At 72.3% G+C, this 12,331-nt stretch carries 12 protein-coding genes; 6 read left to right on the forward strand and 6 right to left on the reverse strand.

From position 1 onward, the window contains the following. The first annotated feature begins 178 nt into the window (after positions 1–178). Positions 179–1,546 carry an MDR family MFS transporter gene (locus ACFW6B_RS18540; protein WP_386597273.1) on the forward strand — a complete coding sequence of 456 codons (1,368 nt, stop codon included), beginning with the start codon at positions 179–181 and terminating at the stop codon, positions 1,544–1,546. 90 nt (positions 1,547–1,636) lie between these two features. Here the strand turns inward: ACFW6B_RS18540 and ACFW6B_RS18545 are convergent, their stop codons facing one another. After that, the gene (locus ACFW6B_RS18545; protein ID WP_386597275.1) at positions 1,637–2,161 is read right to left on the reverse strand and encodes a DUF2000 family protein; all 525 of its coding nucleotides are present in this window, start codon (positions 2,159–2,161) and stop codon (positions 1,637–1,639) included. A gap of 67 nt (positions 2,162–2,228) precedes the next feature. On the opposite strand from ACFW6B_RS18545, the gene ACFW6B_RS18550 reads away from it, so the two are divergent. Next, positions 2,229–3,002 (forward strand): AraC family transcriptional regulator, encoded by a 774-nt coding sequence (locus tag ACFW6B_RS18550; RefSeq protein ID WP_386597404.1) that lies wholly within the window; start codon positions 2,229–2,231, stop codon positions 3,000–3,002. Between the two features lie 35 nt (positions 3,003–3,037). Here the strand turns inward: ACFW6B_RS18550 and ACFW6B_RS18555 are convergent, their stop codons facing one another. Both ACFW6B_RS18555 and mshA read right to left on the reverse strand, forming a co-directional pair. Beyond that, complete coding sequence (locus ACFW6B_RS18555; protein ID WP_386597278.1) at positions 3,038–3,529, reverse strand: YbjN domain-containing protein; 492 nt, start codon at positions 3,527–3,529, stop codon at positions 3,038–3,040. 63 nt (positions 3,530–3,592) lie between these two features. After that, positions 3,593–4,930 (reverse strand): D-inositol-3-phosphate glycosyltransferase, encoded by a 1,338-nt coding sequence (gene mshA / locus ACFW6B_RS18560; protein WP_386597280.1) that lies wholly within the window; start codon positions 4,928–4,930, stop codon positions 3,593–3,595. A 345-nt stretch (positions 4,931–5,275) separates the two neighbouring features. Between mshA and ACFW6B_RS18565 the strand changes: the two genes are divergently transcribed. The 3 genes from ACFW6B_RS18565 to ACFW6B_RS18575 all read left to right on the forward strand — a co-directional run bounded on the left by ACFW6B_RS18565 (position 5,276) and on the right by ACFW6B_RS18575 (position 9,221). After that, a complete protein-coding gene (locus tag ACFW6B_RS18565) occupies positions 5,276–6,124 on the forward strand; it encodes a class I SAM-dependent methyltransferase (protein WP_386597282.1) in 849 nt (282 codons plus the stop codon). A 314-nt stretch (positions 6,125–6,438) separates the two neighbouring features. Continuing rightward, positions 6,439–7,578, forward strand: a complete 1,140-nt coding sequence (locus ACFW6B_RS18570) for an NlpC/P60 family protein (RefSeq protein ID WP_386597406.1) — start codon at positions 6,439–6,441, stop codon at positions 7,576–7,578. A gap of 314 nt (positions 7,579–7,892) precedes the next feature. Beyond that, positions 7,893–9,221 carry a PP2C family protein-serine/threonine phosphatase gene (locus ACFW6B_RS18575; RefSeq protein ID WP_386597284.1) on the forward strand — a complete coding sequence of 443 codons (1,329 nt, stop codon included), beginning with the start codon at positions 7,893–7,895 and terminating at the stop codon, positions 9,219–9,221. A gap of 219 nt (positions 9,222–9,440) precedes the next feature. Here the strand turns inward: ACFW6B_RS18575 and ACFW6B_RS18580 are convergent, their stop codons facing one another. The 3 genes from ACFW6B_RS18580 to ACFW6B_RS18590 all read right to left on the reverse strand — a co-directional run bounded on the left by ACFW6B_RS18580 (position 9,441) and on the right by ACFW6B_RS18590 (position 11,067). Then, positions 9,441–9,779: a DUF2516 family protein gene (locus ACFW6B_RS18580; RefSeq protein WP_386597408.1), complete on the reverse strand. Its 339-nt coding sequence runs from the start codon at positions 9,777–9,779 to the stop codon at positions 9,441–9,443. 116 nt (positions 9,780–9,895) lie between these two features. Then, a complete protein-coding gene (locus ACFW6B_RS18585) occupies positions 9,896–10,498 on the reverse strand; it encodes a hypothetical protein (protein WP_386597286.1) in 603 nt (200 codons plus the stop codon). A 56-nt stretch (positions 10,499–10,554) separates the two neighbouring features. Further along, positions 10,555–11,067, reverse strand: coding sequence for a helix-turn-helix domain-containing protein (locus tag ACFW6B_RS18590; protein WP_386597288.1), 513 nt, complete (start codon positions 11,065–11,067; stop codon positions 10,555–10,557). A 127-nt stretch (positions 11,068–11,194) separates the two neighbouring features. Between ACFW6B_RS18590 and ACFW6B_RS18595 the strand changes: the two genes are divergently transcribed. After that, positions 11,195–12,091 (forward strand): aminoglycoside phosphotransferase family protein, encoded by an 897-nt coding sequence (locus tag ACFW6B_RS18595; protein WP_386597290.1) that lies wholly within the window; start codon positions 11,195–11,197, stop codon positions 12,089–12,091. The last annotated feature ends 240 nt before the right edge of the window (positions 12,092–12,331 follow it).

Raw genomic sequence — 12,331 nt, forward strand, 5'->3', positions numbered from 1 at the left:
GAACCCCGCCGCAGCTCGCTCCCTCAGCCATCAGTCGGACACAGGAGCGCCCGGACGGCCGTCCCCGCCCGCTCCGGCGTCCCTCGGTTGACGGCATCTGTTAATTGAGTGGCTCTCCGGGACCGGCGACTCGTAAGTTGTGATCACCGCCCGAGCCGCTTACATCCATGGGGGACCCATGCCAGCCGCCGTCATGAGACGTGCCGTCCGAGAGACCGTCTCAGGGCTCCCCCGCGAGTTCTGGTGGCTGTGGACGAGCACGCTCGTCAACCGGCTCGGCGCCTTCGTCGCCACCTTCATGGCCCTGTACCTGACGCTCGACCGCGGCTACTCCGCCTCGTACGCGGGTCTGGTCGCGTCCCTGCACGGGCTCGGCGGGGTGATCTCCTCGCTCCTCGCCGGAGTGATGACCGACCGGTTCGGCCGCAGGCCCACGCTGCTCGTCGCGCAGGTGTCGACGGCCGCCTCGGTCGCCCTGCTCGGCTTCATGCACGACCCGGTGGCCATCGCCTCGGTCGCCTTCCTGGTCGGCATGGCGAGCAACGCCTCCCGGCCCGCCGTGCAGGCGATGATGGCCGACATCGTCCGCCCGGAGGACCGCGTCCGCGCCTTCTCGCTCAACTACTGGGCCATCAACCTCGGTTTCGCCGTCTCCTCGATGGGCGCCGGCTTCATCGCCGAGTTCAGCTATCTCGCGGGCTTCCTCATCGAGGCCGGCATGACCCTCGCCTGCGCGCTCGTCGTCTTCGCGAAGCTCCCGGAGTCCAAGCCCGTGCCGACCGCCAAGGAGACGGAACCCGCGGTCGGGCTCGGGACGGTGCTGCGCGACGGACGGTTCATGAGCGTGGTCGGGCTGTCGTTCCTCGTCGCCCTCGTCTTCCAGCAGGGCTCCGTCGGCCTGCCGGTCGCCATGGGCGGGGCCGGGTTCACCCCGGCCGACTACGGCACGGCGATCGCCGTCAACGGCGTCCTGATCGTCGCGCTCCAGATCCCGGTCGGCCGTTTCATCGAGCACCGGGACCCCAAGTCGCTGCTCGTGGTCTCGTCGCTGCTCGCGGGGTACGGGTTCGGGCTCACCGCCTTCGCGGGGTCGGTCGGGGCCTTCACGCTCACCGTCTGCGTGTGGACCCTCGCCGAGATCGTCAACGCCCCGACGCAGACCGGTCTCGTCGTGCGCCTCTCCCCCGTGCACGGGCGCGGCCGCTACCAGGGCATGTACACCCTCTCCTGGGCGCTCGCCTCGCTCGTCGCCCCGGTGATGTCCGGCGTCGTCATCGACCGCTTCGGCGCCGCCTGGCTCTGGGCCCTGTGCGCGGTGGTCGGCACGGTGGCGGGGCTCGGGTACGGGCTGCTCATGCGACGGCTCCCGGCGGAGGAGCCGGCACGGGACGCGGTACGGGAGCCCGTACCGGGGAAGGTCCGGGAGTCCGTCCCGGGGAAGGTCCGGGAGTCCGTCCCGGAGGCTGCGCGGGAATCGGTGGTACGCGACGCCGTGGTCCGGGAGCCGGTGCGGGACTCCCCGCAGGCCGAGGTGAGCCGGGCCTGAGGGGTCCAGGCCGGCGGAACCCTCAGCCGGGCTCCCGGGGTCCGGAAACCCCGGACCGCGGGAGCCCGCCCGACGCCCCCGGGGGCCACCTCACGGATGCATCCGCGCCCCCTTCACCACCTTGTCCACCGCGTTCCGCGGCCCGTGCACCGCGAGTCCCACCAGGTCCAGTCCGCCGGTCGGTACGGCTCGTACGGCCGCGCGGTTGTCCCGGTCGTTGCCCGTGGCGAAGAGGTCGGAGGTGAAGACCGCCCGCGGCAGCGCCCTGGACAGCGCGCGGCCGTGGGCGGCGGTCAGCGTCTCCTTCGACGCCTCGAGGACCAGCACGGGCTGCCGGAACATCGGCAGGTAGGCGACCCCGTCGGCGTCCTCGTACGGCTCCCCGACCACCTCGGGGACGGCCGTCCCCAGGCCGCTGACGAGGAAGGCGGTCACGTTGAGCCGCTGCCAGGGCTCCAGGTCGTCACGCAGGACGACGGTGATCTTGGTGTCGAAGCGAACGGGGGAAGCCTCCGGAAGGCCCGTGCCGCTCACCACGCCGCCGGGCAGGCCCGTACCGGTCGTACCGCTCGCGTCGTTCCCGCCGGACGGGCTCATGTCGGTCTCGTTGCTCATGCGAGAAGAGTGCCGAGCGGCGTACGGCACCGTCTTGTACGTTCTTTGCGTGTCCCCCCGGCGTGAGATGTCCGCGTGGCGCCCGAGCGTCCCGGGCGTCGTCGAGGTCTTCCACGCCCACTACACCGAGTACGCGTACCCGATGCACGTGCACGAGGTCTGGACCCTGCTGATCGTCGACGACGGCGCCGTCCGCTACGACCTCGACCGGCACGAGCACGGCACCCCGCGCGACACGGTGACCCTGCTCCCCCCGCACGTACCGCACAACGGCGCTCCCGCCACCGCGCGCGGTTTCCGCAAGCGGGTCCTCTACCTCGACGACTCGCGCCTGGCCGACGACCTCGTCGGACCCGCGGTGGACGGCCCCGGTCTGGCGGACCCCGTCCTGCGGACCCGGGTCGCCCAGGTGCACACGGCGCTCGCCCGCCCCGGGGACGAGCTGGAGGCCGACAGCAGGCTGACGCTGGTCGCGGACCGGCTGCGCGGGCTGCTCCTCCCCCGGTCCGCGCCGGAACTCCCGTACGCGGACCGGCCGCTCGCCCGTCGGCTGCGCGAACTCCTCGACGAGCGGGTCGTGGAGGGGATCACGCTCGACGAGGCCGCGCGGCTCGTGCACGCCCACCCCGCGCACCTCGTACGGGCGTTCAGCGGCGCGTTCGGCATCGCACCGCACCAGTACCTGATGTCCCGCCGCGTGGACCGAGCCCGTCGGCTGCTCCTCGACGGGCGGTCACCGGGCGAGGTGGCCGGCCTGACCGGCTTCTACGACCAGTCCCATCTCACCCGTCATTTCCGGAGGTTGGTGGGGGTGACCCCGGGACGGTACGCGCGGTCGTGACACCGGGGAGGGAGAGGGGCGGCCCGGCCGCCGGGTCAGGCGGTGGGGCGCTGCGTCAGGTTGGTGAACGCGTCCAGATTGCGCGTCGACTCGCCGCGGGACACCCGCCAGGCGTACTCCTTGCGGATCGCGGAGGCGAAGCCGAGCTCCAGGAGGGTGTTGAAGGCGCCGTCGGCGGCTTCGAGGACGGATCCGAGGAGCCGGTCCACCTCCTCCGGGGTGACGGCGGTGAGCGGCAGCTTGCCGGTCAGGTAGACGTCTCCGAGGGGGTCGACCGCGTAGGCGACCCCGTAGAGCTTGAGATTGCGCTCCAGGAGCCAGCGGTGGACCGCCTCGTGGTTCTCGTCGGGGTGGCGGATCACGAACGCGTTCAGCGACAGGGAGTGCCGGCCGACGATCAGCGAGACCGTCGTCCAGAGCTTGCGGGTGCCGGGCAGTTTCACGACGTACGAGCCCGCGCCGGGGCTCTCCCACTCCAGCTCGGCCTCGGTGAGGACCCGCTCGATGATCGACGCTGCGTCAGCCATGGCCCGAGCGTACGTGACCCGCTCGGGCGGTGACGCGCCCGGTCGGACGAGGGTCGGACGGCGTCACGCGTGGCGTGCGCGCATGCGGCGCCGGTGGTCCTGTGCCGCCGCCGTGTACACCTCCGCCGTCTCCGCCGCCGCGGTGTCCCAGCCGAAGCGCTCCGCGTGGCGTGCCGCGGCGGCGCCCATCCGGGGCACGAGGCTCTCGTCGTCGGCGAACGCGCGCAGCACGCGCGCGTAGTCGGCGGGATGGTGCCCCTGGACGAGGAAGCCGGTCTCCTGGTGGCGTACGGCCACGGGCAGACCGCCGACCTCGGCCGCGAGCACCGGCGTGCCGGCCGCCTGCGCCTCGATGGCGACCAGCCCGAACGACTCGCTGTACGAGGGCATGACCAGCACCGAGGCGGCCCGGAACCAGTCCGCGAGCTGGTCCTGCCCGACGGGCGGCCTGAACCGTACGACGTCGGCGATGCCCAGCCGCGCGGCCAGCTTCTGGAGGCCTTCGGGCTTGGCGAGGCCGCTGCCGCTCGGGCCGCCCACCACGGGGACGACGATCCGGCCGCGCAGGTCGGGCCGCTCGTCGAGCAGGACGGCGATCGCGCGCAGCAGCACGTCGGGGGCCTTGAGGGGCTGTATGCGGCCCGCGAAGAGGGGGATCAGGGCGTCCTGCGGGAGGCCGAGCCGCGCGCGGGCGGCTGCCCGGCCGTCGGCGGGCCGGAAGCGGTCGAGGTTGACCCCGGGGTGGACGACGGCGACGTTGCCGGAGTGCGCGCCGTAGTGGCGTACGAGTTCGTCGGCCTCCTCGGCGGTGTTCGCGATGAGGCGGTCGGCGGCGCGCACGATCTGGGTCTCGCCGATGACGCGGGCGGCGGGCTCGGGGGTGTCGCCCTCGGCGAGCGCCGCGTTCTTGACCTTGGCCATGGTGTGCATCGCGTGCACCAGGGGCGCGCCCCAGCGTTCGGCGGCCAGCCAGCCGACGTGGCCGGAGAGCCAGTAGTGCGAGTGCACGAGGTCGTAGTAGCCGGGGCGGTGACCGGCCCAGGCCTGCATGACGCCGTGGGTGAAGGCGCAGAGCTGGGCGGGGAGGTCTTCCTTGGCGAGGCCCTCGTAGGGGCCCGCGTCGACGTGCCGGACGAGGACGCCCGGTGCCAGCTCGACGGCCGGCGGGAGCGCTCCGGTCGTGGACCGGGTGAAGATCTCGACCTCGATGTTGATCGCGGCGAGCCGCTGGGCGAGTTCGACGATGTACACGTTCATGCCGCCGGCGTCGCCCGTGCCGGGCTGGTGCAGGGGCGAGGTGTGGACGGAGAGCATGGCCACGCGCCGGGGCCTGCGGTGCAGCCTGAGCCGCGAGGATGCCGCCGGGGAGCGGCGCCCGAGCCTGCTCATGTACTGGCTCACGTGGCGATCCTCCTTGCTGCGGGCATGCCGGTCGGAGGACGTGTCACGCCCTCCACCAGGTGGAACGCTGGAAGTCTCCGCTCCATTTCCCCTTTGCCGAATCATTACCCGGTGTCGCTCAACCGTTCGATAGCGGGAGGCGTCTGCTCTTCCGCGTCCGCTCTCTGCACTGCTCCCGGCGCCCGCTTCACCGCCCGCCCGGGGACCGGCCGGGCCCCGAGCCCGTCCGGGACGATCCCCGAGCCGTCCGGGTCGGTCTCCGGGTTTTCCACAGGCGGGCCGGGGCGGCCGTCGGCCGTCCACAGGGGCGCCCGGTCCGTGCCGGGGCCGCCTACTCTCGTACGCATGACAACCCGCGCAGCGCCCCTTCCCTGCTCTCGGCTTCGCCCGAGCGGCGGCACCCCCGTCGTGGGCACGGTGACGCGCGGGACGACGAACCCCAACCGCCTGCGCCGCATGGACCGCTGGATCGCGGCGACGCACGGCGCCGAGCTCCGCCGGGCACCGCAGCCGGTGGCCGTGGACCTCGGGTACGGCGCCGCGCCCTGGACCGCGGTCGAGCTGCTGGCCCGCCTGCGCACCGCCGCTCCCCGCACCCACGTCTTCGGCATCGAGATCGAACCGGCGCGGGTCGCCGCCGCCCGCCCGTACGAGCGCGAGGGCCTCGACTTCCGGCACGGCGGCTTCGAGGTGCCGGTGCCGGGCCGGCCACACCTGATCCGGGCCGCGAACGTGCTGCGCCAGTACGACGAGGAGCAGGTCGCCGAGGTCTGGCGGCGGCTCTGCGCACGGCTCGCGCCCGCCGCCCCCGGCTCCCGCGGCGGACTGCTCGTCGAGGGCACCTGCGACGAGATCGGCCGTCGGCACGTCTGGGTCGCCCTCGGCCCCGAAGGCCCGCGCACGGTCACCTTCGCCACCCGGCTCGGCTCCCTGGACCGCCCGTCCGACCTGGCCGAGCGACTGCCGAAGGCCCTCATCCACCGCAACGTGCCGGGCGAGCCCGTGCACGCGTTCCTGCGCGACTTCGACCGCGCCTGGGCGTCCGCCGCCCCGTACGCCGCGTACGGCGCGAGACAGCGCTGGATACGCACGGTCCGCGATCTGAGGGCCGACTGGCCGGTCGTGGACGGGAACACCCGTTGGCGCCAGGGCGAAGTCACGTTGCGCTGGGAGGCGTTGGCGCCTCGCGCCTAACGGGCCGGGCAGGCCGAGCGCGGGCCCGGTGGACCGAAAGCGCAGCCCTGAGGGGCCGAAAGTGCAGACTCGGCGGTGCCTTGGAGACGGCCGACGCGTGACCCGGGGGGAACGATCTCGGTGAGTCACACGTCACACACGCCGGGGGATGAGATCGTCATGCCGACACGGGCTCCGGGGAAGGGAGTTCCTGCCCGCCTCGCGCGCGAGGCGGGGGGAGTTCTTGCCCGGCTCTGTCGCAATGCGCGCCGACATGGCACGATCCCTCAGGCGTCCGTATGTTACTGATGGTAAATCAGGTGGGGGGCAAAGTAATGGGATCCGGCAAGTGGGGCCTGACCACAGCGGCCATGGCCCTGGCCTGCGCATGCGCCTGTGTGGTGCTGGCGTCGCCAGGGACGGCCCATGCGAGCCCGGCACCGACGCCGACCAGGACCCCCGCGGCGACCCCGAAACCCGTGAGCAACAAGGACATCGAGGCGGTCCGCAAGAAGCTCGACAAGCTCTACCACGAGGCGGCGGTCGCCACGGACGCGTACAACGCGGCCGAGGAGAAGACCCAGAAGCAGTCCACCGAGATCGTCGAACTGGCCCAGCAGATCGTCAAGGGCCAGGCGAGGCTGGACACGTTGAAGGACCGCGCGGGCGCCGCGGCCCGCGCCCAGTACCGGGGCGGCGGGCTGCCGCCGGAGGCGCGGCTGTGGCTGAGCGACGACCCGCAGGACTTCCTGGACGGCACGGGACGGGTGCGGCAGGGCCAGCACGCCACCAAGGGACTGCTGGACGAGATGGCGCGCACCCAGCAGGACCTGCGGCAGTACGCGAAGGACGCCTCCGCGCAGTGGCGGAAGCTGGAAGCCGACCGCGAGGCCAGGGCCGAGGCCAAGAAGAAGATCAAGCAGCGGATCTCCGCCGCCGAGAAGCTGGAGGCCCAGCTAGAGAAGAAGGAGAAGGAGCGCCTCGCGAAGCTGGAGGAGGAGGCCGCCCACCAGGCGCAGTCGGCCTGGCTGGGCTCCGGCGTCCTCGCCGACATCAAGAGCGACGCGTCCGAGCAGGGCAAGAAGGCCGTGAAGTACGCGACCGACCAGATCGGCAAGCCGTACGAGTGGGGGGCCGAGGGCCCGAAGACGTTCGACTGCTCGGGGCTCACCTCCCAGGCCTGGGCGGTCGCCGGCCGTCCCATCCCCCGCACCTCTCAGCAGCAGTGGCGGCAGCTCAGGCACGTCGACATCAGGGACATGCGCCCCGGCGACCTGATCATCTACTTCGACGACGCCAGCCACGTCGGGATGTACATAGGGGACGGCGCCATCGTGCACGCCCCGCGCCCCGGGCGCACGGTGACGATCGCAGGGGCGGGTTCGATGCAGATCCTGGGCGTCGTACGGCCGGACGCGCAGGCCGGTCCGTCGAGCACCGGCGCCGCGAACGAGGCGGGCCGCCGTCACGAGTGACGGCACACGCCTCCCCGCCCGGCACCGCGAACGGGGGGCGCCGTCACGCGTGACGGCGCACGCGTGACGCACCGCACGTGACCTGCCGCACGGTCGTCCCGGACGCCCGGGCCCGGAGACGTGACCTTCGTCATTCCCGGTGGAACCGCGTCCTGTCCAAGTGCGTTACGGGATGCGGCATATGACGGTGGCCCTTTGCCCGGCGCCGCGCCGTACGCCATTCCGCTGCGGCACCGGCGGGCGCTATGGTCCCCGTCGGTGGGTCGAGGTCCTTCGCCCACCACGCCCTCGGGGGGAGGGAAGGAACCCAGACGATGCCCGTACCCGTACCGCGGCAGAGAGCGATCCCGGCCGTGGAGAGTGGTCAGGCTCAAGCCGTGTTCTCACCCAACGGCCCGTCCGGCGAAACCACCGGCGGCCCCGCCGGAACCGCGACGGAAGCCCGCACCACGACCCCTGTCCCCAACGCCACCCATCTGACCCTCCTGGTCATCGAGGACGACCCGGCCGGTTCGCTCGGCGTGCCCGAGATGCTGGACGCGGCCGGCAAGCCGGTCCGGGTCCGTACCGCCCGCAACCTCACCGAGGCCGAGCGGCTGCTCACCGACGACGTCCACTGCATCCTGCTCGACCTCGCGCTGCCCGCGCCGGGCCGGACCGCGGAGAGCGACGACGAACTGGCGACGCTCAAGCACGTCCTGCGGCTCGCCCCCGGCCACGCCGTCCTCGCGCTCACCGCGTCCGGTGACGCCGAGCGCGGCACGGAGGCGGTGCGCGTAGGCGCCCAGGACTATCTCTTCCGCGACGAGCTGGACAGCCGGCTGCTGAGCCGCGCCATCCGGTACGCGGTGGAGCGGAAACGTTCCGACAAGGCCGAGCGCCGGCTCACCGAGTCCAAGCTCCGCGCCCAGGAGAACGCCCGCCTGGAACGCGGCCTGCTGCCGACCCCGCTGCTGGAGGGCTCCCCGCTGCGCTTCGCCGCGCGCTACCGCCCGGGCCGCTCCCGCGCGCTGCTCGGCGGCGACTTCTACGACACCGTGCGCACGGCCGACGGCACGGTGCACGCGATGATCGGCGACGTCTGCGGGCACGGGCCCGACGAGGCGGCACTCGGTGTGGAGCTGCGCATCGCGTGGCGCGCCCTGACGTTCGCGGGGCTGTGCGGTGACGAGCTGCTGTCCACGCTGCAGCAGGTCCTGGAGCACGAGCGCGAGAACGACGAGATCTTCGCGACGCTGTGCACCGTGGACATCGCGCCGGACGGGCGCCGCGCCGGGCTCTGCCTGGCCGGTCACCCGTCCCCGCTGATCGCCCGTCCGGGCCGGCCCGCCGAACTGCTGCCGTACGACAACAACGGTCCCGCGCTCGGTCTGCTGCCGAACGCCCGCTGGCCGCGCATGCAGGTGGAACTGGGTGCCGCGTGGAGTCTGATGCTCTACACCGACGGTCTGATCGAGGGCCACACCGGCGTGGGCAAGGAACGCCTGGGGCTGGACGGCATGGTGGACATGGTCCGCCGCCAGCTCGCCCAGGGGCTCCAGGGCGAGGACCTGCTGCGCGCGGCGGTGAACGAGGCGCGCGAACTCAACGGCGGGGAGCTGGCGGACGACGTGGCGGTGCTGCTGCTGGACCGGGCTCCGTAGCGGGGTCGCTCGCGCTGGCGTTCGCGGGTTTGGTGCCGGTGCGTTGTGCGTCCGGTGCCGGTGCGTTGTGGGTCGGGGCCGTGCCGGTACATCCGCCCGTCGCCGTTGGATCAGAGGTGACCGTCGGTGGCGACGGGCATGTGATGTACCGGCACGGCCCCTCACGTGCGTCGCCGGGTGCGGGGCGCCGTGGCTTGCGTGCCAGCCCCGGGAGGGGTGTTACCTGCCGCCGTTGTACGGGCCGTACGGGCCGTCGCTGCTGCTGCCGCCGCGGCGGCCCCTGCCGCCGCCGGAGACCTGGCGCAGCGCCGGGCGGACGTCGACGAAGAAGACGATCGTGGCGACGAGGCCCGCGATCTGCAGGAAGAGCATCGGCACCAGCAGGTTCACCGCCACGGTGATGCCGAGGATGATCAGCCAGAACATCTTGTTCTGCTTGTCGGCGGCGCGGTAGGCGTCCTCGCGGGCGACCGCGGCCATGCCCAGAGCCACCACGGCGAGCACGAGCATGGCTGTGTAGATCAGCCACATCAGACCGCCGAATGCCGTCATCAGCACAATGTCCACCGCCCGGATCGAGTCGTCTCTACGGCCACCGTACCCGGAGAACGGGCCGGGAACTCAGAGAGTGCCCGGCCCGTCCGCACACGGCGGAATCGTGTCTCCCCGCTCGCCTACTTCGCGGGCGGAGTCGTCTTCTTGGCGACCGGCTTGCGCGTCGAGGCCTTCTTCGCCGGGCTCTTCCTGGAGGGGGCCTCCTCGGCGGCGGCCGCGGCCGGCTTCTCCTCTTCCTTGACCTCGACCGGCTCCGACTTCGGCTCGGAGTTCGGCTCGACGGCGATGGCGAACTCCTCGATCTCCTCGGCGGCCTCGCCGCGCCAGGTCCGCACGGTCTGCTCGCCGTGCTCGGCGACCTTCTCGTACGTCTCGCGCGCCTTGACGGCGTACTCGGCGGCGACGCCGACACCGCGCAGGGCGAGGTCCTGGGCGGACTCACCGAGCTTCTTGAGGTCGGCGTCGAGGGTGCCGAGGAACTCCGTCACCTTGGTCTGGATGTTCTCCTGCGCCACCTTGGCGCGGGCGGTGGCCTTCTCCTGGACGGCGTTGGGGTCGATGTTCTTCACGGTGTCGATCCGCCCCGGGGCCTCGGTGCGGATCTGCTCCACGATGCCGGGGACCTTCTTCGCCTGCTGGACGGCCAGGTCGGCGGTGCCGGCGAGGAAGTAGAGCGGGGTCGGGTCCGTGGCGGCCTTGCGGATGTCGTCGGTGATGGCCATGACGATGGTCCTCCCGTAATCGCTTTCAGCTGAGGGTTTCGGTGATCCGCATGTGGTCAGCCTGCGGTCTGCTGCGGACCGGCATCGCTGCCGTCGGCCGTGCGGGGGCCGCGGACGGCGGTGTCCTGTGAGGGCTGGGCATCCGGTATGTCCTGGGCCTCGGGCGCGTCGGCTCCGGGCGCCCCGACGCCGTGGCCGGTCTCGTCCGCCGGTGCGATCTCGAATCCGTTCTCCTTGCGGAAGGACTCGTAGATCTGGAGCAGCACCTGCTTCTGCCGCTCGTTCAGCGTGGGATCGGCGAGGATGACGGCGCGCGTCTCCACCTCGTCGCGGTCCCGCTCGGCGTCGAGGATGCCGGCTCGCACGTACAGCGTCTCGGCGGAGATCCGCAGGGCCTTGGCGACCTGCTGGAGCACCTCCGCGCTCGGCTTGCGCAGCCCGCGCTCGATCTGGCTCAGATACGGATTGGACACCCCGGCGGCGTCGGCGAGCTGCCGCAGCGACAGCTGCGCGGTGCGCCGCTGTTCCCGCAGGTACTCACCAAGGTTGCCGACGTTGAGCGATGCCATGCCCCCACCTTGCCCCAATCCCGCTAACTTTTGCAAGCACCTGCTTGCAAAAGTGTTCCACACCACGAAACCCCGGCCCCGTCGCGGGATCTCCGGCCGGTCATGACTTCGAGTACGGTGACTCGGCATGATCGAGCCCGAGATCGAGATCAGCGAGGATCTGGTCCGCGACCTGCTTCGGGAACAGCATCCGGACCTGGCCGAGCTGCCCGTCCGCGAAGTGGCGGGCGGCTGGGGCAACCAGATGTGGCGCCTCGGTGACGAGCTGGCCGTCCGGATGCAGAGGATGGACACGAGCCCCGCTCTCCAGCTCAAGGAGCGCCGGTGGCTGCCGGCTCTGGCCTCGCGCCTGCCGCTGCCGGTTCCCGTCCCCGTGCGGGAGGGTGCGCCGTCCGAGCACTTCCCCAAGATCTGGACCGTCATGACATGGGTCGAGGGCACTCCGCTGGACCACGGCTCGATCACCCGCGGCGACCACGCGGCCGAGACGCTGTCGGACTTCCTCAGGGCTCTGCACGTGGAGGCGCCCGCCGACGCGCCGACCGCTTCGGACTTCGGTGCCCACCCCAAGGACTGCGCGGACGGCTTCGAGCACTTCTTCCAGGCCGTCGCCCCCGCCGGCCGCGCCGACGAGATCCGTGAAGTCTGGGACGAAGCGGTGGCGGCGCCGGGGTGGGAGGGCCAACCGGTGTGGGTGCACGGCGACCTGCATCCCGCGAACGTCGTCGTCGTGGACGGGACGTTGGCGGGTGTCGTCGACTTCGGCGCGCTCTTCGCCGGCGACCCGGCGTGGGACCTCGCGGCCGCCTGGCTGCTGCTCCCCGCGGGCGGCGCCTCACGGTTCTTCGACAGCTACGCGCGGGCGGACGAGGCGGCGGTGCGACGGGCGCGCGGACTGGCCGCGATGAAGGGCCTGTTCCTGATGTCGATGGGCCGGAACGGAGACCTCGGCCTGCCCGGCGGCAAGCCGAACTGGGGGCCCGCGGGCCGGTCCGCACTTGATCGTGTCCTGAAGGGCCTTTGACGTCGGCACGGATCGACCGGGCCTCCCCGGCGGCCGTGCACCCGCCGACAGGGATCGATGCGGTCCCGGCCGCCGGAACCGTCCGGACCGAACCCCCCTCGTTCCAGGAGCGGTTCGCTCGGAGGACCTCAGACGCCCGGACCCGGCTGAGACGGGACACCCGTCGCGAGATCTCCCGCCGATCGTGACGGCCACCGGTACAACTGTTCGACATCGGCGCGTGTCTGACGTACGGAACCT

Source organism: Streptomyces sp. NPDC058751, from assembly GCF_042746485.1.
Taxonomy (GTDB): domain Bacteria; phylum Actinomycetota; class Actinomycetes; order Streptomycetales; family Streptomycetaceae; genus Streptomyces.